Consider the following 18,520-nt stretch of genomic DNA (forward strand, 5'->3'; position numbering starts at 1 on the left):
TCTCGGCCCTGGCCCTGTTCTGGTCCTGGGCCGGCTCCGCCGCGCCGTCCCCGGCGCGGCCGCCGTCCGTGTCCGTACCGCTCGTCCCGCTCATCGGTGCCCCGTCAGTCGATGGTGAAGTAGTCGGGCCCGGCGTAGGCGCCGGTGCGCAGCTTGGAGCGCTGCATCAGCAGGTCGTTGAGGAGGCTGGAGGCGCCGATCCGGAACAGAGCCGGGTCGAGCCAGCGCGGCCCGGCCACCTCCTGCACCATCACCAGGTTGCGCACCGCGTCCTTGGCGGTGCGGATGCCGCCGGCCGGTTTGACGCCCACCGTCCTGCCGGTGGCCGCCCGGTGGCCGCGCACCGCCTCCAGCATCACCAGCACCACCGGGGGCGTGGCGGCGGGGGCCACCTTGCCGGTGGAGGTCTTGATGAAGTCGGCGCCGGCCCCCATCGCCAGCCAGGAGGCGCGCCGCACGTTGTCCAGGGTGGCGAGTTCGCCCGTCTCCAGGATCACCTTGAGGTGGGCGCCGCCGCAGGCCTGCTTGACCGCGGTGATCTCCTCGTGGACCTTGCGGTAGTCGCCGGAGAGGAAGGCGCCGCGGTCGATGACCATGTCGATCTCGGTGGCGCCGTCGGCCACCGCCCGCCGGGTGTCGGCCAGCTTGGCCTCCAGCGGGGCGCGGCCGGAGGGGAAGGCGGTGGCGACCGAGGCCACCCCCACCCCGCTGCCGCGCAGCGCCTCGACGGCGACGCCCACCAGGTCGGAGTAGACGCACACGGCGGCCGCCGACGGGGCGGAGGGGTCGTCGGGGTCGGGGCGGCGCGCCTTGGCGGCCAGCGCGCGCACCTTGCCGGGGGTGTCGGCGCCCTCCAGGGTGGTCAGGTCGACCATGCGCACGGCCAGGTCGAGGGCGGCGGCCTTGGCGGTGGTCTTGACGGAGCGGGTGGCCAGGCCGGCGGCCCGCTCGCGGGCGCCGACCTCGTCCACGCCGGGCAGCCCGTGCAGGAACTCGCGCAGGGCCCGGTTGGTCGGGGCCTGCTCGGCGGCACTGGCGGTCTGGGGCACGGTCCACCTCGTGAGCGGTCGTCGTGGTCGGCCGGACGTCGCCCGGCCCTCGCCTGGGGCCACCCTAACGCGCGGGCGCGGCGGCCCCGCTCGCGCCCGGCCCGGCGCCCCGTACCCTGGACGGGCGGCACGGACGCCGGCACCGGGCCGGCACCCGCACCCGGAGGGGGACATGGCCGAGTTCCGGATCGTCTCGCAGGACGGCTTCGACCTGAAGCGGCTCGCGGCGGCGCTCGCCGAGTCCCAGGGCTGGCCGCGCGAGCGCATCGGCATCTGGGAGAACCGGCGCGAGGGCGAGGTGGTCGTCACCGTCGACGACGATCTGCTGGCCCCCTCCACCGGCCCCGACCCGCTCACCCTGCCCATGCACACCCCGCGGGACGTGCACCGGGCCTGCGAGCTGATCCGCCGCCGCGACGGCTCGCTGCGCGGGGTGGACTTCGCCGACCTGCGCCGCCAGGCGGCGCGCTTCTTCTCCGCCGGCTGGTCGGTGGCCGACCTGCTGCACGCGCTCAGCCACCGCCCCGACGGCGCCCCCTGGCCGCGCGGCGAGGGCTACCAGGGCCCGGAGTGGCTGCACCACCGGCTCAAGCACTGGACCACGCCCAGCGGCGACATCCGGCCCTCGGTCTCCCAGGAGACGGTGCAGATGCGCATCGTGGGCCGGGCCGGGCTGCCCGACGACATCGGGATGCCGCCCGAGGGCGGCGAGGAGGAGGCACGCACCGGCCGCGCCGCGCCCGACCGGGTGCGCGCCGCCGCCGACGACGCCCGCCGCCTGCTCCGCGCCGCGACCCGGACCACCAGCGACGGCCTGTCCCACCGGGACCGCACCGCGTCCCGGATCAACCGGTCACACGACGCAGAAGACTAGCTTCGGGACAGGACACCCCACCGGGTGATGCGTTACATTCCTCCGGTAGCGCCGTAACGTAGGACACGGTCCGCACCGCGGACCCGATCCGCTCTCGCGTCCCGCCGCCGGGAGGGCCCATGGCCGACACGTCCCTGTCCACCCTGCTGCCCGTCGAGGCGATCGTGACCGGGATCGCGGCCGAGGACTGGCGCGCGGCGATCCGGGCCGCCGGCGAGCTCCTCGTGGCCGGAGGCGCGGTGACCGCGGACTACACCGAGCAGATGCAGGCGGCGGTCGAGGAGTACGGCCCCTACATCGTCATCGCTCCGGGCCTGGCCCTGGCGCACGCCCGTCCCGGCGAGGCGGTGCTGCGCACCGGCATGTCCTGGGCCCACCTCGCCCGCCCGGTGCCCTTCGGCCACCCGCAGAACGACCCCGTGGAGCTGGTCATCGGGCTGGCCGCGGTCGACCACGACGGCCACTCGGGCGCGCTCTCCCGCCTCGCGCGGATGCTGGGCGACACCGAGCGGCTGCGCGCGCTGATGAGGATCCGCGAGCCGAGCGCCGTCCACGAGGCGATCACCGAGTACGAGGGGGGCGAATAGGTGGCCGCTCCCCCGCCAGGAGCAGGCGGACGCCTCCCCCGCGGGCCGGGTCCTCCGCCCCGCCGCCGGTCGCCGGCCCGCGTCGTCGGCGGGGAACGGGGAACGCCCGCCGGACCCGGACCGGCCCCACGGGCACCGCATCCCGCAGGCCCGGCGGTGGCTGGGCCCCACCCTGCCTCCTCCCCGGAGCGGAACGCGCCCCGACGGCGATCCGGGCTCGGGTGCGCGGATCCGGAACGGCCGCCGCCGGCTCCCCGTACCCGCTCCTGCTCCGCAGGGCTCCGCCCCCTCCCCTCCTTCCCCGGCACGACGGCCGGGGCCTCGTCGAAAGGACGCACGTGAAGATCCTCGCCGTGTGCGGCATGGGCATCGGCACCAGTGTGCTGCTCAAGGCCAATGCAGAGAAGGCCGCTCAGGACCTGGGGCTGGACGCCGAGGTGGAGGTCGCCGACATCGGCACCGCCCGGGGCGCGGCCGCCACCGCCGACCTGGTGCTCACCTCCGGCGAGCTCGCCGACGAGCTCGGCGATGTGGGCGTCCCGGTCACGGTGATCACCAACTTCGTGGACGCCGAGGAGATCCGCCGCGCCATCGCCGAGGCCGTCGGCTGAGCGCCGGGGCGGAGCCCCCGCCGCGGCGGCGCACCGCCCCTGTCCCTCCTCTGTCGCGCAACGGGAGCCGCGCGGCCGCCCCGTCGAGCGGCCCGGCGCGGTGAAGCCCTCACCCCCGTCCGCCCGCTCCCCTGCGGCGGCGGCAGGGCACAGGGGCGCCCCGCGGAGCAGGCGAAGAACCCGATGGCGCGCCCGGTGCTCCGGGGCACCGGCCCCGGAGACCGGCACCGTAAGGCCGCCACCGGCATGCAGGAGACCGACCGAGCACCCGAACGGACAGGCGGGAGCCCCCCCATGGACGCGATCCTCGCGATCGCCCGGTTCGTCGTCAACGAGATCCTCAGCGTTCCGGCCTACATGGTCGGCCTGATCACCGCGGTCGGGCTGATCGCGCTGCGCCGGTCGACCGGGCAGGTGGTCGGCGGCGGCCTCAAGGCCGTGCTGGGCTTCCTGCTCATCGGCGCCGGGGCGGGCCTGGTCACCGCCGCCCTGGACCCCTTGGGCACGATGATCCAGGGTGCCACCGGCGCCCAGGGCGTGGTGCCGACCAACGAGGCGATCGTGGCCATCGCCCAGGAGGAGTTCGGCGCCCAGGTGGCCTGGACCATGATCGCCGGGTTCGCGCTGAGCCTGGTCCTGGCCCGCTTCACCCCGCTGCGGTACGTCTTCCTGACCGGCCACCACACCCTGTTCATGGCCACGCTGCTGACCATGGTGCTGGCCGCCACCGGCCTCCCCTCGGCGGGCTCGGTGCTGCTGGGCTCGGTGCTGCTGGCGGTGGTGATGGTGGCGCTGCCCGCGCTGGCCCAGCCGTGGACGCGCGCGGTGGGCGGCGACGGCAGGATCGCCATCGGCCACTTCGGCACCCTGGGCTATGTCGCCGCGGGCGCCACCGGCCAGCTGGTGGGCCGCGGCAGCCGCAGCACCGAGGACATGAAGCTGCCCGAGGGGCTGCGCTTCCTGCGCGACTCGATGGTGGCCACCGCGCTGTCCATGGTCCTCGTCTACGTGGCGGTGGCCCTGCTGTACTGGGCCCGGCAGGGCACCGCCGCGGCGCTGGAGATGTTCCCGCCGGCCGAGGGCGTGGAGCCCACCGTCGGGCACTTCGTGATGGCGGCGGTGATGCAGGGCCTGCAGTTCGGCATCGGCGTGGCGGTGATCCTCTACGGCGTGCGCACCATCCTGGGCGAGCTGGTCCCGGCCTTCCAGGGGATCGCCGAGCGCATCGTGCCCGGCGCGGTGCCGGCCCTGGACGCCCCGATCGTGTTCCCCTTCGCCCAGAACGCGGTCCTGGTGGGGTTCCTGTCCAGCTTCGCGGGAGGGCTGGCCACACTGGCCGTGATGGCCTGGGCCGTCGCCCCGGCGTTCGGCCTGGCGCTGATCCTGCCCGGCCTGGTGCCGCACTTCTTCACCGGCGGCGCCGCCGGGGNCGGCGGGGCGCGGTGTGCGGGGCCTTCGCCAACGGGGTGGTCATCACCGTGCTCCCGGCGCTGCTGCTGGGGGTGCTGGGCGCGTTCGGGGAGGCCAACACGACCTTCGGGGACGCCGACTTCGGCTGGTTCGGCATCGCGGTCGGGTACGGCTTCCGCGCCGGCGACGCCGCCGGGGTCGTCCTGGCGCTGCTGGTGGCCGCGGTGCTGTTCGGCGCGGCGGTACTGGTGCAGCGCAAGGCGGTGCTCGGCGGCTGGGACCCGGCCGCCCGGCACAAGGCGGAGCTGGAGCGCCGCGGCCGGGAGGACGGAAAGGGCCGCGGGAAGAGCGGCGGCGCCGGGGGCGGCACGTAGGGCCGCCCCCGTCCCCATCCGCCGGCCGGCCCGGCAGGACCGGCAGGACCGGCGCTCCTCACAGGTGGACGGCGGGCTCGGCCGAGCCAGGCTCCGCGCCCTCCTCCTTCGCGGCGGGCTTCATGAACAGCGACAGCACAGCCGCCCCGGCCATGACCGCCGCCGCGACACTGAACGCGAGGAACATGCCGTCCATGAACGCCAGGTGGCTCGCGCGGGTGACGGCCTCGGCCGCCGCCTCGGTGGCCCCCTCCGGTACCACCGCGCTTCCCTGGGCGACCGCGCTCTGCAGTTCGACGAGCGCGGAACCGCCCGGCAGCTCCTGGCCTGCGTCGGCGAAGTGCCGGGGCAGGGTGGCGGCCACGCGCACCGACAGCAGCGCGCCGAGAACCGCCGTGCCCAGCGATCCGCCGAGCTGCATGGCGGCCTGCTGCATACCCGAGGCCACCCCCGCCAGGGAGACCGGCGCGCTGGTGAGGATCGCGGCGGTGGCGCCGGTCATCACCAGGCTCAGCCCCACACCCAGCAGCACGAAGCCCACCGAGGTGTAGACCACGCCGCTGTCGGGGGTGAGCCGGGAGAGCATGAACAGCGCGACGGAGGCGCTGACCAGCCCGCCGACGGTGGGGATGCGGGTGCCGACGGTGTCGATGAGGCGCCCGGCCGGGGTGGCGCAGACCGCCATCATCGCGGTCAGCGGCAGCAGCTGCAGCCCCGCCTGCAGCGGCGAGAGCCCGAGGACGCCCTGCAGGTAGAAGGTGATGAAGAACAGCGACCCCATCAGCCCCAGGGCCATGAGCACCATCAGCACCACGCCGATGGAGATGGGCGCGGAGCGGAAGATGCTCAGGGGCAGCAGCGGCGCCTCGGTGCGGCCCTCCCACAGCACGAAGGCCGCGCCGAAGACCAGGGAGACCCCGAGCACGACCAGTGTCTCGGTGTGGGCCCACCCCTTGACGGGGGCCTCCACCAATGCCCAGACCAGGGCGAAGATGGACACGCTCAGCAGGGCGATGCCGGCCAGGTCCATGCGCGAGGAGGTGTCGGTGGGCCGGTTGGGCCCCAGCAGCCACAGGCCCAGGCCCAGGGCGGCCAGTCCCACCGGGATGTTGATGAGGAAGGCGGCGTGCCAGCTGAACGCCGAGACCAGGATGCCGCCGACGATGGGGCCGGCGGCGGTCGCGCCGCCCAGGAGGCTGCCGAACACCCCGAAGGCCCTTCCCAGCTTCTCCGGCGGGAAGCTGGAGCGCAGCAGCCCCATCGCGGCAGGGGCGATGGTCGCGCCGAACACCCCCTGCAGGATGCGGAAGGCCACCAGCGGGACCACCGCCGAGGACAGCGCGATCGCCACCGAGGTCAGCGTGAAGCCCACCACCCCGATGAGGAAGACGCGGCGGTGGCCGTAGCGGTCGCCGAGCTTGCCCGCGGTGATCAGGAAGACCGCCAGCCCGAGCAGGTAGCCGTGGGTGACCCACTGCAGTTCGGCGAGCGAGGCGCCCAGGTCGGCGCCGATCGCCGGGTTGGCCACGGCCACGATGGTGCCGTCCAGGGCCACCATCATCACGCCGAAGGCGATGGCCACCAGCACGCCCCATGGGCTGCCGCGCAGGCCGCGCCGCTGCTCCGGCGGCGATTCCGGCGGCGCCTCCGGCGGTGCCGTCCCCGTCATGGGTCCCCCGTTCCTCCGCGGGCCCTCCCGCGGCTCACTCGCATCCGTCGCGACCCGGCAACACTATTGGCAGTCGCTGACAGATGACAATCACTGACGAATTTTGCGTCCGGCGGTATCCTCGGTCCGACCGAGCCGCGAAAGCGGAGGTGAGAGACCGCCCCCGCGCCCGACCCCGGGCAGGGCGGCCTCCGGACCGGAGGAGTACGTGACGGGAATCACCGCCGGAGCTGGCGCGCCGGGCCGCCCGGCCGGCCTGCGCGAGCGCAAGAAGGCCCGGACCCGCGAGGCCCTGGTGGCGGCCGCGCTCGACCTGTTCGCCGAGCGCGGGTTCGAGGCGACGACCACCGAGGAGATCGCCGCCGGGGCCGACGTCTCCCAGCGGACGCTGTTCCGCTACTTCCCGTCGAAGTACGACATCGTCCTATCGGTCTATGAGGACATCGAAGAGGTCTTCCTCCGCAAGGTGGGCGAACGCCCGCTGAACGAGCACCCGCTGACCGCCATGGCGAGGGCGGTCGAGGACACCCGCACCGAACTGGGCCCGGCCATGATGACCGGGCACCTGCGGCTGGCGGCGCNCCCCGGCTGCTGGCGGCCCGGTTCGACTCCGGGAACCGGCACATGGCGCACCTGGAGGCCGTCGTCGCCGAGCGCTGCGGCACCGACCCGGCCACCGACCTGCGCCCGCGGCTGCTGACGTCGGTCTTCGGGTGCGTGATGAAGACGGCGGTCACCCAGGTCTCCACGGCGTGCGGCCCCGACGCCGACGAGTTCTACGCCATGTTCGACCGGGCCCTGACGGCGTTGGTCCCCACGCTCACCGAACCGTGGCACCTCCCGTGCGGGGAGGAGGCGCACGGCGCCGGCGGCAAGGGCGGCACGGCGGGGGCGGATTCGTCTTCCTCGGACACGGCGGACCATGCTGCCACCCCGCCCCAACCGGGCGCCAAAGGTTTTCGACCTGCGGAGACGGGAAGGTGACCATCCGGCCGCCCGGTGGTCGCTCACCGGCCGGAACCGGCCGGGCGCTCCGCCGAACGGGACCGGGTGCGGGCCCACACCGCCACGGCGAGGGCCGCGACCAGCAGCACCGCGGCCGCGGCGGCTCCGACCGGCACCGTCCCCCACCGCTCCACCGCCTCCTCCGCCAGCCTGCGGCTCCGCGCCTGCGGATCGGCCAGCACCACCGCGGTGAACGCCCCCGCGACCAGCACCACCACCCCGGTCAGCAGGGATCCGCGCCGCCGCCCCGGCTCGGTCCGGCGCCGCAGCACCCGCCCCGCCTTCAGGATCCGGGAGGCCCGCAGCACCTGCAGGGACACCGCCACGCGCACCAGCCGCAGCAGCTGGAGGGGGCCGACCGCCAGCACCACCGCGGGCACCGCGACCGCCGCCACCGCGGTAGCCCAGCGGTGCTCGCGCAGCCACGCCCGCTTGCCGTCGGCCATGAGCAGCAGCAGCGCCCACTCGGCCCACAGCACCGCTCCGGCCGCGGTGTTGGCCCACCGGCCCGCAGCGGCGACCGCGCCGGCGCCCCACACCTCGCAGAAGACGGCGGGCACCGAGGCCAGGGCGGCGGCCACCACCACGGGCGCCATGCGCTCCTCGATCCGGCGGGCCCGGAGGTTCTCCTCCCCCTGCCCGTCCCGGCCGCCCATGCGCGCGAGATTACCCCTCCGCCCCCGCGCCCTCCTCGGACGGTGTCCGCGTCCGGCCATCATGCGAGGCGGAGGGGGCGGTGCATCCGCAGAACCTGCACGCGCGTTCCGCGCCGTCGGCCGCCGGGACGGCCGGCGCCGGCGGGAGGGCNGGCCGCGCCGGCCCCCTCGCCGCCGTCGCCCGTCCCCTCTTCCCCGACGAGCCTCCACTTCCACAGCTCGGCCGTACGGACCATGTCCCCGGAGATCGCTTCGAGGAACGAGGCGATGTCCTCCAGCCGGGCGCCGGCGGGGCTCGCGGGGCCCAGGACCCTGCCTCCCTCCCGGGTCGCCTCGGCCAGCCCCAGGTTCGCCCGGATGCCGGCGACCCACGACCGGTACCAGGCCAGCCGGTCGATGACGTAGCGCTCGCGCCGCTCACCGGGGGCGCGCACCCGCCGCAGCAGCTCCTGCTCCTCCAGGTAGGCCACCGCTTTGGACACCGAGGCGGGGCTGACCCCGAGGCCGCCGGCCAGCTCGGCCGCCGTGGCCCCCTCGTCGGACAGGAACAGCAGGGTCAGCACGCGTGCGGGGGTCTTCGCCAGACCGCTGGCCAGGAGCGCCTTGACGATCAGGGCCTGGGCCCGCTCCAGCGCCTCGTCACCGGGTGCGGCGGCTGGGCCCCCGCCGTCGGCCTCCGCCCGGGCCTGCGCGGAGGGTCCGCGGCGGGCGCGTCGGTCGGTCTCCCGCTGGGCGCGCTCGGGACGGTAGCCGTTCGGCCCGCCGTTGCGCATCACCTCGCGGGTCACGGTCGAGGTCGGCCGGTCCAGCCCGCGCGCGACCTCGGCGTAGGACAGCCCGCCGGCCACCCCTCGGGCGATCTGACGGCGCTCGTGGAGCGTGAGCCGCCCTCCGGGCATGGCCCCTCCTCCCGTTCCGGGCGGGCCGCGCCGACGCGGTCCGCCGCTCCGCGCCCCCCATTGTGCGTTCACCTGCACCCCATTGCAACAACGCCGCGGCCGCCGTTGTCTTCAACCACAGATCCGTTGCAATGATTCGTGCGCATTACCAGTAATTACGGGGTTCATGGCTTCGCTATTCATTGATTCGACTTTAAATGCAACATAGCGTTTCAAGCAGAGTGAACAACTGACGGAGGAGTCGCCATGACCGCAGCCCCGGTTCCGGAACTGTCCGAGCTCCCGCTGGCGCGCCCCGCGGGCCGCCCCTTCGACCCGCCCGAGGAGCTGGCGGCGACACGCCCGCTGGCCCGGCTCACCCTCCCCGACGGGCACCGCGGGTGGCTGGTCACCGGCCACCGGGCCGCGCGCGCCGTGGCCTCGGACCCCCGTTTCAGCTCCCGGACCGAGCTGCAGCGCCCGGCGATGCCGAGGGCCGGCATGCCCTCCCCGCTCCCGGCCGCCCCACCGGGGCTGTTCATCAACAGCGACCCGCCCGAGCACACCCGGTACCGGCGGCTGCTCACCGGCAGGTTCACCGTCCGGCGCATGCGCCTGCTCACCGAGCGGGTGGAGGAGATCGTCGACGAGCACGTGGGCGCCATGGAGCACGCCGGCGGCCCCACCGACCTGGTCGCCTCCTACGCACAGCCGATCCCGGCCCTGGTGATCTGCGAACTGCTCGGCGTGCCCGCCACGGACCGCGCGCTCTTCCAGCGCCACTCCGAGGCCTTCAACGACACCGCCGCGAGCGCGGAGGAGCTGGAGGCGGCGGGCAGGGAGTTCCACGGCTACCTCGCCGAGCTGGTGAAGGCCAAGCGCTCCGCGCCCACCGACGACGTGCTGAGCGACCTGACCGCCTCCGACCTCACCGACGGCGAACTCGTCAACGTCGCGATGCTCCTGCTCGGCGCCGGACTGGACACCACCGCCAACATGATCGGCCTGGGCACCTTCGCCCTGCTGAGCCACCCCGACCAGCTCGCCGTCATGCGCGACGACCCCGAGGCCGTGGACGGCGGCGTCGAGGAGCTGATGCGCTATCTGAGCATCGCCCACACCGGCCAGCGCGCCGCCCTCGAGGACGTCGAGCTGGAAGGGCACGTCATCGAGAAGGGCGCCACGGTCGCCCTGTCGGTCGCCGCCGCCAACCGCGACCCCGAGCGCTTCGACGACCCCGACCGCCTGGATCTGAGGCGCAGGGCGGGCGGGCACCTGTCCTTCGGCCACGGCGTGCACCAGTGCCTGGGGCAGCAGCTCGCCCGCGTCGAGATGCGGACCGCCCTGCCGGCCCTGCTCCAGCGCTTCCCCGACCTGCGTCTGGCGGTGCCGCCGGAGGAGGTGCCCATGCGCGACCGGTCCGACATCTACGGCGTCGAGCGGCTGCCGGTCGCCTGGGGGCCCCAGGAGGCCGGCCGATGAGGATCAGCGCCGACCGCGACCGCTGCATCGGAGCGGGGATGTGCGCGCTGACCGCGCCCGAGGTGTTCGACCAGGACGAGGAGGAGGGGCTGGTGCGGGTGCTCGGTCCCGACCCCTCCCCTGACCTGCGGGCGCGGGCCCGCGAGGCCGCCCGCCTGTGCCCCTCCTCGGCCCTGGCCGTGTCCGAGGAGTGAGGCGACGGCCCGCCGGGACCCGGGACGGGGGCCCCGGCGGGCCGCCGGGCGGACCGCACCGCGTCCCGTGACGCGGCGCGGTCCGCGGCGTAGCGTCGGGACATGGGCAGCAACGACCGCGTCCTCGTGGAACGCTCCGGACCGCACGCCACCGTCACCATGAACCGGCCGGCACGGCGCAACGCCCTGTCCGAGGGGTTCATGGACGAGCTCACCGCGGCCTTCGAGGAGGTCGCGGCCACCGACGCCCTCGGCGTCACCCTGGCTGGCGCGGGGCCGGTCTTCTCCGCCGGCCACGACTTCGCCGACGTGGCCGCCGCCGACCACGACACCGCCCGGCGGCTCCTGACCACCTGCACCCGGCTCATGCGCACCGTCCAGTCCGTGCCCCAGGTGGTGATCGCCCGGGTGCACGGGCCCGCCGTCGCCGCCGGGTGCCAGCTGGTCGCCACCTGCGACCTGGCGGTGGCCGGGTACAGCGCCGCCTTCGCCGCGCCCGGCGGGAAGGGCGGCTGGTTCTGCCATACCCCGATGGTCGCGGTCTCCCGGAACATCGGGCGCAAGCGGGCCATGGAGATGGCGCTGACCGGCGACCCGGTGGACGCGGCCACCGCCGCCGAGTGGGGGCTGGTCAACCGCGCGGTCCCCGACGCCGAGCTGGAGGAGGCCGCGCGCGACCTGCTGGACCGGGCCACGCGGGGCTCCCCGCGCAGCAAGGCCCTGGGCAAGCAGGCCATGTACGCCCAGCTGGACCGGCCCGAGAGCGACGCCTACGCCTACGCGGTGGAGGTGATGGCCGCCTCCAGCCAGACGCCGGAGGCCCGGGAGGGCACGGCGGCGTTCCTGGAGAAGCGCCCGCCGAAATGGCCCGCGTGAGGAGGCCTCCAGCGCGCCTCCCACCCTGTTCCCCACCGGACGGCCCAGGCTCGCGGTGAGCCGCCGGACCCGTCCGCCGACCGCGTCCTCGTCTGCACCGGAGCCTGCTGGGGGACACCGACGCCCGGCTGCAGGGCACAGCATCCGGTCCGGGGCCCTCGCGTTGCGTCCAGGGCCACGACGGGCGCGACCCGCCGCCGCTGCCCACCGAGTTCCGGCAGCCGCCACTGGACGCCGACGGGCGGGGACGGTGGAGCGTCGGGCAGAGCCGGGGGCGGTCCGGACGCCTCGGGGCCGGACGCCGATGCGCTGAGCACACGCCGGAGGGCAGGCCCTTCACGCCGCCCGACACCGGTCCCGGCCGTGGGACGACGTCCACGGTGGCTCTCCCCGCCGGAGGCCCGCCCGCACCGGAGCCCGTACATGGGAGTGAGCTCCGCCCAGCGGCGGGCCTGCGGCCGAATGGCGGGCGGAACACCACGGAATTTCCCAATGACACGCGCCCGGACCTGCGAACGGCCCCGACGACGAGCAGCATGCCCCGCCAGGTACCGCCCATCCCGCCCTCGCCCATTTCGGCCGGGCGTTCTTGAAATTGATCAGCGAAGACCGCCGCCCCCTCTTAAGCAGGGGCGAATCCGTGATATCCGCGCCGGGACGGCACCGGCGGCTCCGTAGCCCTCGGGCGCCGCGGAGCCGCCGGCCCTCAGCGACCGCACACCTGCCAGGTGCACCCGATCCCCCTCACCAACCAGGTCCTTCCCGGTATCCGGCCAGCTCGCACGGTCCTCCTCGCTCCAAACGGGACACCGGAAGCGGTGACCGATTCCGGCCGCCCCCGCTCCGCCGCCTCTTTCCGCAGAACACCGCCTCTCCTCGCAGCGCACACACGAGAAACCTCGTTGTGCACGCTCCCACAGGCGCATATCATCACACATCGGAAATATGGAGATCATTCTATTATCAACATTTTCCGGACCCTTGAACGAGAGAGAACAGGCTTGCCACACCGTTCGGAGAACCGTTGGGCGACCGATCTCCGGTCACCCGGCCCGCACCGGCGAATCGAGCAGTGTCCCCCGCCTGCGGTGATGTTCGGCCTCACGGGCGCCACCCGGATCGAGGCCGACGGACGCATCCACCGCATCACCTCTCCGGCTCCGGCCGGAGTCCTCGCCTTCCTCCTCCTCGAGGAGGGGCGCTTCGTTTCGACGTCCAGAATCGCCGAAGCGCTCTGGGACGACCCCCCGGCATCGGCGCGGAGCAACGTCCGCCTCTACCTGTCCCGTATCCGGCGACTGCTCGGCTCGGTCCGCCCTGACCTGCCGGACCGACTGGCCACGCGGCGCGGCGCCGGCTACGCCCTGCACCTCGAGGAGGGAGAACTCGACCTCGCACGATTCAGATCCACCGCCGACACGGGCGCCCGACGCTTGGAGCAGGGCGACCTGGGTTCGGCGTCAGACCTGTTCCAGCGCGCTCTGCGGGAGTGGAACGGGCCGGTGGGCCAGGGATGTTCCGCGTCGGGCACGCTGGCTCTGCGCTTCCAGGCCTGGAACGACCTCCACCTGGTCGTGCGGGACCGGGCCGCGCACTCGGCCATCTTGCGGGGAGGGTCGACCGACCTCATCCCGGAACTGCGCCTGACCCTCTCATCGGCCCCTTACCGCGAGACCTCGTGGGCCAATCTCGTCCGGGCGACCTACCTGAGCGGCGACGCACCCGGCGCGCTCGCCCACTGGGAGCGGATGCGGGCGTCACTGCGGGAGGAGTACGGGATCGCGCCGTCCCCCGAGCTCAAAGAGCTGTACTCGGCGATCATGCGCCGAGACGACGAGACCGTGCGCCGGTTCGCGCACTCCGGGATCACGCCCCCGCCGCTCGCCGGGCAGAGACGGGACTGTGCCTGATCCGACCGGGCCGGGCCCGGTCCGGCCCCGGCGCGCGGGAAGCGACCACGATACCGATGGGAGAGAAATGAACGAGCCACGGGGGGACGGGCGGCAGGCGACCGACCGCCCTGAGACGGTCTTCGTGGTGGGGACCGGAAGGACCGGCTCCACGGCCCTGTCGCGCATCCTCAACACGCACCCGGAGGTCCTCAGCCTCAACGAGTACCTGGTCTCCCTCGGGGGCGACCGCGTGTTCCCCGCGGGGGAGGTCTCCGGCGCACGTTTCTGGGAGCTGCTCTCCGAACCGCACCCGGCCTTCGACGAGATGGCCCGGCAGGGCTGGGCACCCGCGGAGATCCTCTACGGCCCCGGGTCCGGGCGCTTCTCCGCCGACTCCGGGGGCGTACCGCGGCTGTGCCTGATGGTGCTCCCCCATCTGACGGACGACCCGGACGGCCTGTTCGACGAGCTCGGACACGAGGTGCGCGCCTGGCCCGCCCGGCCCGCGGCCGACCAGCACACCGCGCTGTTCCGGACGCTCGCGGAACGGTTCGGGCGCCGCGTGGTCGTCGAGCGCTCGGGGGCCTCTCTGGGCCGGGTCCCCCTCCTCCGCAGGGCCTTCCCCGAGGCCCGGTTCGTGCACATGTACCGGAACGGCCCCGACTGCGCGCTCTCCATGGGGCACCACGTCGGGTTCCGCGCCGCCGCCATGGTGCGCGAGGTCCTGGAGCGCACCGGCGCCGACGCCCTCGCGGACATCACCGACGACCACCTCGTCCGGCTTCCCGATGACCTCGCGGCCTGGGTGTCGCAGGGGTTCCCCGCCGAGCTGACCATGGCGCTGCGCCCGTCGCCGGCGCGATTCGGAATGCTCTGGTCGGAGATGATCACCGAAGGCCTCGGCCACTTGTCCGAGGTCCCGGCGGACCGGCGAATGGCGCTCTCCTACGACGACCTCATCGACGACCCCGAGGCAGAGCTGGACCGACTGTCCCGATTCACCGGCCTGGCTCGGGGACCGGCCTGGTCGGCCGCCTGGGAACTGCTCGACTCCGGGCGGCGGGGTGCCTCGCTCCGCCTGCCGCCCGAGGAGCTGGCGGAACTGCGCGAGGGCTGCGCCCCTGGCGAGAAGGCCCTGGCAGGGCCCTGATCCCTCAGGCGGGGGCCGGCGCGAACCGGCCCCCGCCGTCCTCATTCGGAAGCCAGGGACGCCACGATCGACGCCCGCCCCGCCTTGCGGGCGGGCACGATGGCGGCCGCCATGCCCGCCAGCCCCGAACCGGCGACGATGAGCAGGAGCTGGCCGAACGGCACCACAGGAACCGCGTCGCTACGGATGGCGGTGATCGCCATCAGGCCGAACACGGAGCCGACCAGCACACCCGAGCATGCCCCTACCGCGCCGAGGACCAGCGCCTCGACCGTCAGCATCCGGCTCAGCTGTCGCCGGGTCAGGCCCAGCGCCCGCAACAGCGCGGACTCACGGGTCCGCTCCAACACCGACAGGCTCATCGTGTTGGCGATGCCGATCAGGGACACGACCACGGACAGGGCCAGCAGCCCCCCGACGATCATGACGAGGTTGGAGAGCGTCTCCTCCAACTGCTGCCGCGCGTCGTCGGTCCCGGTGATCGTCACGGCAGGGAATTCCTCGGTCCCCGCCTCGACGGCCGCCCGGCCCTCCTCTGCGGTGAGGCCGGGGGCGGTGTTGATGAGCACCGCACCGTACCCGCGGTCCCCGAACAGGTCGGTGAAGCCCTCCTCGGACAGGTAGAACGGCGGGAACGGCGCTCCGCGGACGATCGAGGCGACCTCCAGCTCGACCGGGCCCCGATCGGTGACCGCGCGCACCGTGTCCCCGACATCCAGCCCGAACTCCTCGGCCCGGTCCGGAGTGACCGCCATCTGTCCGGAGCCCAGCGCGTCCAGCGGAGCACCGGTGATGAGCTCGGGCTCGGCGATGGGGCCGCCGATGACCACACTGGCCAGGGCCGCCTCTTGCCCTTCGACCTCGACGACCGCCTCCCGCTGCGCGGCCGTCTCGGCGATACCCTCCTGAGCGCGGAGCCGGTCGACGACTCCGGGCGGGATCTGAGCCTCCTCGGCGGTGCCGGGGGCGGTCACCATGAAATCCACCGGCAGGGCCTGCTCGACGCCTTGGCCCACGGACGCCTCGAAGCTCTCCGTCGCCACCGACACACCGGACATCAGGGTCACCCCCACGGCCAGAGCGATCGCCGTGGTGGCCGCCCGGCGCGGGTTGCGCCTGGCGTTGGCCACCGCGAGCCGGCCGGGGGTGCCGAACAGCCGTGCCGGGAGGATCCCGACGACCCGGACGGCGGGGCGTACCAGGAGCGGCCCCAGGGCTACGAGCCCGAGGAAGAAGAGCATGCCGCCGACCACGACACCGGTCAGAGCCGGGGGGCCGGCCCCGAGGACCGGCACCGCCGCGGCGGCCGCGCCGGCGCCCGACACGGCCGCCGCCAGGCCGAACAGACCGCGCGCCGAGACCAGCCGTCCGGCCTCGCGCTCCTGCGTGCTGTTCAGAGCGGCCACCGGAGGCACGCGGGTGGCCGCATGCGCGGGCACCGCGGCTGCGCCGACGGTCACCGCGAATCCGGAGACCAAGCCGATGGCGAGAGTCTGCGGCGTCACCGTCACGACGGAGTAGGGGATGTCGCTGCCGAAGGCGTTGAGGACCGGAACCGCGGAGTAGCCGGCGCCGATGCCGACGACCAGCCCCAGCAGCGCAGCGGCGGCGGCCAGCGCGGCGGACTCGGCCAGCACGCTGCCGAACACCTGGGAGCGCGTGGCCCCCACGCACCGCAGCAGCGCCAGTTCGCGCTTGCGCTGGGCCACCAGGATGCTGAAGGTATTGTAGATGACCAGGCCGGAGACCAGCAGGGCGACGAGGGCGAGCAGAGCCAGGCCGGCGCTGACCAGCGCAGGGTCCAGGCCGCTCCCCGCGGCCTTGGCATCGGCCCACTGCCGCCCGGTCAGGATCTCGTAGTCGCCCTCGGCCAGGGTCGCGGCCACATCCTCGCGCAGCGCTCCGGGGGCCGGGCCCGCCGAGGTGACGTAGATGCCCGCATACCCCGTCTGCCCGGTGACCTCCTGGGCCGTGGGCAGGGTGAAGACCGCCGCCCCACGCAGGGCCATGGTTCCCTCGCCGCGGGTGTCGACGATCCCGGTGACGGTCAGCTCCCGCCGGCTCCCCTGGGCGTCGACCACGCCGACCGTGTCCCCGACCGACACACCCGCGTCCTCGGCGGTCGATCCGGCCAGCGCCACCTCGCCGTCGGCGTCGGGGGCGCTTCCCTCCAGCGTCGCCGTGCGCACGGTGACCGAGGCCGCCACGGGCTGCTGGCGCAGCGGCCGCCCGTCCTGGCCGAGGAGCGTCGCCGTCCCCTCCACGACCCCTTGGGCCCGTTCCACCCCGGCGAGCGCGGCCAGGTCGCCGACGGCCTCCTCGGACAGGGGGCGCAGGCCGCTGGTGGCCAGCACGGCCACGTCGACCTCGGCGGTATTGGCGGTGACGGTCCGTTCCGCGTCCGCCTGGAGGGTGTCGCCGAGGATGAGGGTGCCGGAGGTGAAGGCGACCCCGATGAGCGTCGCCAGTGCCGCCATGGCCAGTCGCAGCCGGTGCGCGCGCAGGCCGGCGAGAGTCGTCTTCCACACTGGGCTCAGACCTCCAGCTTCACCATCGTCTGAAGCACGGCGTCGGTCGCCGGTTCGTGCATGTCGTCCACGAGGGCACCGTCGCGCAGGAAGACCGCGCGGTCCGCGTAGGAGGCGGCCCTGGCGTCGTGGGTCACCATCACGACCGTCTGGCCGAAGCGGCGCACCGAGGTCCTCAGAAAGTCCAGAACCCCGGTTCCGGAGACCGAGTCGAGGTTGCCGGTGGGCTCGTCGGCGAAGACGACGTCGGGGCGGGCCACGAATGCACGCGCGATCGCCACCCGCTGCTGCTGCCCTCCCGAGAGTTCGGAAGGCAGGTGGCCCAGCCGCTTCTGCAGCCCGGTGACGCCGGCGAGCTCGTCGAAGAACGCCCGGTCCGGCTTCTTGCCGGCGATCTCCAGCGGGAGCAGGATGTTCTGCTCAGCGGTGAGCATGGGCAGCAGGTTGAAGGACTGGAACACGAAGCCGACCCGCTCGCGGCGCAGCATCGTCAGCTCCCGGTCGCCCATTCCGGTGATCTCGGCCCCGCCCACCTCCACCCGGCCGCACGTGGCGGACTCCAATCCCGCCAGGCAGTGCATGAGCGTGGACTTTCCCGATCCCGACGGCCCCATGATCGCGGTGAAGGCCCCGGACTCGAAGGACACGTCGATGCCCCGAAGTGCTTGGACGGCGTTTTCTCCAGCACCGAACACTTTGGTCAACCGTTGTGCGGTGACCACGGGAGCACGGCGGGCCGTCATCGTTTCTTCTGACATGGGGGCGACCGTACCCGCGGGCTTCTCGGGCAGGATCGGCCGAATGGACGAGAAGCATCGACCGAGCCACCGGCCGGGCGCACCACTCCCCTCGACCAAATGTCCGGATACGGCCAACAAGCAGCACACCCCCTCTCGATAGGCCTTCTTGTGCAGCGGATATGCAATTGATGTGCACCATTTGTGCCATTTGCCCCTAGAGTCGCTTCCGGTTCGATCGGAGGCGGGTTCTCCGGTCGGGCTCCGCACACGTTCTCCGGGGCCGCACAGCCCCGGAGCTGACGAGAGGAGAAGCGCATGTACGAGAACAAGAACGAGATCGGCCGCAACGCCGCCGGCAGCGACTTCGGCGAGCTGGGCTACCAGGAGCTGCTCCAGGACCGCTCCGTCGCGGCCAAGGACAGCTCGCCCAACGACGGCTACTTCTGCACGTTCACCCTCGACTGCAACTGCTGATCGGTCCATCCGACCGGCATTGCCAGGGGGCGGCGCCCGCGGGCGCCGCCCCCGCCGTGACCCGCCAGGCG

General features: G+C 73.9%; 17 protein-coding genes and 1 pseudogene. 12 read left to right on the forward strand and 6 right to left on the reverse strand.

Annotated elements, in window-relative coordinates:
• Positions 1–104: 104 nt before the first annotated feature.
• Entirely contained in the window at positions 105–1,049 is a 945-nt protein-coding gene (gene deoC, locus D450_RS0100970) for a deoxyribose-phosphate aldolase (protein WP_017536814.1), read from the reverse strand.
• A gap of 172 nt (positions 1,050–1,221) precedes the next feature.
• Between deoC and D450_RS0100975 the strand changes: the two genes are divergently transcribed.
• The 4 genes and pseudogenes from D450_RS0100975 to D450_RS29120 all read left to right on the forward strand — a co-directional run bounded on the left by D450_RS0100975 (position 1,222) and on the right by D450_RS29120 (position 4,905).
• A complete protein-coding gene (locus tag D450_RS0100975; protein ID WP_017536815.1) occupies positions 1,222–1,923 on the forward strand; it encodes a hypothetical protein in 702 nt (233 codons plus the stop codon).
• Positions 1,924–2,042: 119 nt separating this feature from the next.
• Positions 2,043–2,510: a PTS sugar transporter subunit IIA gene (locus D450_RS0100980; protein ID WP_017536816.1), complete on the forward strand. Its 468-nt coding sequence runs from the start codon at positions 2,043–2,045 to the stop codon at positions 2,508–2,510.
• Between the two features lie 338 nt (positions 2,511–2,848).
• Positions 2,849–3,121 carry a PTS sugar transporter subunit IIB gene (locus tag D450_RS0100985; protein WP_017536817.1) on the forward strand — a complete coding sequence of 91 codons (273 nt, stop codon included), beginning with the start codon at positions 2,849–2,851 and terminating at the stop codon, positions 3,119–3,121.
• 357 nt (positions 3,122–3,478) lie between these two features.
• Positions 3,479–4,905, forward strand: a pseudogene (locus D450_RS29120) (PTS ascorbate transporter subunit IIC).
• A 58-nt stretch (positions 4,906–4,963) separates the two neighbouring features.
• On the opposite strand, the gene D450_RS0100995 reads toward D450_RS29120, so the two are convergent.
• On the reverse strand, positions 4,964–6,574 hold the full coding sequence (locus D450_RS0100995; RefSeq protein ID WP_017536822.1) for an MFS transporter: 1,611 nt from the start codon (positions 6,572–6,574) through the stop codon (positions 4,964–4,966).
• A 295-nt stretch (positions 6,575–6,869) separates the two neighbouring features.
• On the opposite strand from D450_RS0100995, the gene D450_RS34360 reads away from it, so the two are divergent.
• Together D450_RS34360 and D450_RS34365 are read left to right on the forward strand one after the other, a co-directional pair.
• Complete coding sequence (locus tag D450_RS34360; RefSeq protein WP_449289448.1) at positions 6,870–7,274, forward strand: TetR/AcrR family transcriptional regulator; 405 nt, start codon at positions 6,870–6,872, stop codon at positions 7,272–7,274.
• Complete coding sequence (locus D450_RS34365) at positions 7,199–7,558, forward strand: hypothetical protein (RefSeq protein ID WP_017536823.1); 360 nt, start codon at positions 7,199–7,201, stop codon at positions 7,556–7,558. Before D450_RS34360 ends, D450_RS34365 begins: the two co-directional genes overlap by 76 nt.
• A 23-nt stretch (positions 7,559–7,581) precedes the next feature.
• Here the strand turns inward: D450_RS34365 and D450_RS0101005 are convergent, their stop codons facing one another.
• Together D450_RS0101005 and D450_RS0101010 are read right to left on the reverse strand one after the other, a co-directional pair.
• Entirely contained in the window at positions 7,582–8,235 is a 654-nt protein-coding gene (locus D450_RS0101005; protein ID WP_017536824.1) for a hypothetical protein, read from the reverse strand.
• Between the two features lie 59 nt (positions 8,236–8,294).
• Positions 8,295–9,134, reverse strand: a complete 840-nt coding sequence (locus D450_RS0101010; RefSeq protein ID WP_017536825.1) for a GbsR/MarR family transcriptional regulator — start codon at positions 9,132–9,134, stop codon at positions 8,295–8,297.
• A gap of 246 nt (positions 9,135–9,380) precedes the next feature.
• Here D450_RS0101010 and D450_RS0101015 point away from each other — a divergent pair, with 246 nt between their 5' ends.
• The 5 genes from D450_RS0101015 to D450_RS0101035 all read left to right on the forward strand — a co-directional run bounded on the left by D450_RS0101015 (position 9,381) and on the right by D450_RS0101035 (position 14,707).
• The gene (locus D450_RS0101015) at positions 9,381–10,595 is read left to right on the forward strand and encodes a cytochrome P450 (RefSeq protein ID WP_017536826.1); all 1,215 of its coding nucleotides are present in this window, start codon (positions 9,381–9,383) and stop codon (positions 10,593–10,595) included.
• Positions 10,592–10,789: a ferredoxin gene (locus tag D450_RS0101020; RefSeq protein WP_017536827.1), complete on the forward strand. Its 198-nt coding sequence runs from the start codon at positions 10,592–10,594 to the stop codon at positions 10,787–10,789. Before D450_RS0101015 ends, D450_RS0101020 begins: the two co-directional genes overlap by 4 nt.
• A 102-nt stretch (positions 10,790–10,891) precedes the next feature.
• The gene (locus D450_RS0101025) at positions 10,892–11,665 is read left to right on the forward strand and encodes an enoyl-CoA hydratase-related protein (RefSeq protein WP_017536828.1); all 774 of its coding nucleotides are present in this window, start codon (positions 10,892–10,894) and stop codon (positions 11,663–11,665) included.
• A gap of 1,091 nt (positions 11,666–12,756) precedes the next feature.
• Positions 12,757–13,575 carry an AfsR/SARP family transcriptional regulator gene (locus tag D450_RS31660; protein WP_152520769.1) on the forward strand — a complete coding sequence of 273 codons (819 nt, stop codon included), beginning with the start codon at positions 12,757–12,759 and terminating at the stop codon, positions 13,573–13,575.
• Positions 13,576–13,642: 67 nt separating this feature from the next.
• Positions 13,643–14,707 (forward strand): sulfotransferase family protein, encoded by a 1,065-nt coding sequence (locus tag D450_RS0101035; RefSeq protein ID WP_017536830.1) that lies wholly within the window; start codon positions 13,643–13,645, stop codon positions 14,705–14,707.
• A gap of 41 nt (positions 14,708–14,748) precedes the next feature.
• On the opposite strand, the gene D450_RS0101040 is transcribed toward D450_RS0101035, so the two are convergent.
• Both D450_RS0101040 and D450_RS0101045 read right to left on the reverse strand, forming a co-directional pair.
• Positions 14,749–17,235, reverse strand: coding sequence for an ABC transporter permease (locus D450_RS0101040; RefSeq protein ID WP_017536831.1), 2,487 nt, complete (start codon positions 17,233–17,235; stop codon positions 14,749–14,751).
• Between the two features lie 5 nt (positions 17,236–17,240).
• Positions 17,241–17,993, reverse strand: a complete 753-nt coding sequence (locus tag D450_RS0101045; RefSeq protein WP_051063535.1) for an ABC transporter ATP-binding protein — start codon at positions 17,991–17,993, stop codon at positions 17,241–17,243.
• Positions 17,994–18,290: 297 nt separating this feature from the next.
• On the opposite strand from D450_RS0101045, the gene D450_RS33595 reads away from it, so the two are divergent.
• Complete coding sequence (locus D450_RS33595) at positions 18,291–18,449, forward strand: hypothetical protein (protein ID WP_017536833.1); 159 nt, start codon at positions 18,291–18,293, stop codon at positions 18,447–18,449.
• Positions 18,450–18,520 lie beyond the last annotated feature (71 nt).

Source organism: Nocardiopsis halophila DSM 44494 (genome assembly GCF_000341245.1).
GTDB lineage: Bacteria > Actinomycetota > Actinomycetes > Streptosporangiales > Streptosporangiaceae > Nocardiopsis_A > Nocardiopsis_A halophila.

Coding starts and splice junctions, on each gene's coding strand:
- D450_RS33595 (WP_017536833.1), top strand. CDS start 18,291: ATGTACGAGAACAAGAACGAGATCGGCCGCAACGCCGCCGGCAGCGAC.
- D450_RS0101045 (WP_051063535.1), bottom strand. CDS start 17,993: ATGTCAGAAGAAACGATGACGGCCCGCCGTGCTCCCGTGGTCACCGCA.
- D450_RS0100975 (WP_017536815.1), top strand. CDS start 1,222: ATGGCCGAGTTCCGGATCGTCTCGCAGGACGGCTTCGACCTGAAGCGG.
- D450_RS0101020 (WP_017536827.1), top strand. CDS start 10,592: ATGAGGATCAGCGCCGACCGCGACCGCTGCATCGGAGCGGGGATGTGC.
- D450_RS0100980 (WP_017536816.1), top strand. CDS start 2,043: ATGGCCGACACGTCCCTGTCCACCCTGCTGCCCGTCGAGGCGATCGTG.
- D450_RS31660 (WP_152520769.1), top strand. CDS start 12,757: ATGTTCGGCCTCACGGGCGCCACCCGGATCGAGGCCGACGGACGCATC.
- D450_RS0100995 (WP_017536822.1), bottom strand. CDS start 6,574: ATGACGGGGACGGCACCGCCGGAGGCGCCGCCGGAATCGCCGCCGGAG.
- D450_RS34365 (WP_017536823.1), top strand. CDS start 7,199: ATGGCGCACCTGGAGGCCGTCGTCGCCGAGCGCTGCGGCACCGACCCG.
- D450_RS0101015 (WP_017536826.1), top strand. CDS start 9,381: ATGACCGCAGCCCCGGTTCCGGAACTGTCCGAGCTCCCGCTGGCGCGC.
- D450_RS0101005 (WP_017536824.1), bottom strand. CDS start 8,235: ATGGGCGGCCGGGACGGGCAGGGGGAGGAGAACCTCCGGGCCCGCCGG.
- D450_RS0101025 (WP_017536828.1), top strand. CDS start 10,892: ATGGGCAGCAACGACCGCGTCCTCGTGGAACGCTCCGGACCGCACGCC.
- D450_RS0101035 (WP_017536830.1), top strand. CDS start 13,643: ATGAACGAGCCACGGGGGGACGGGCGGCAGGCGACCGACCGCCCTGAG.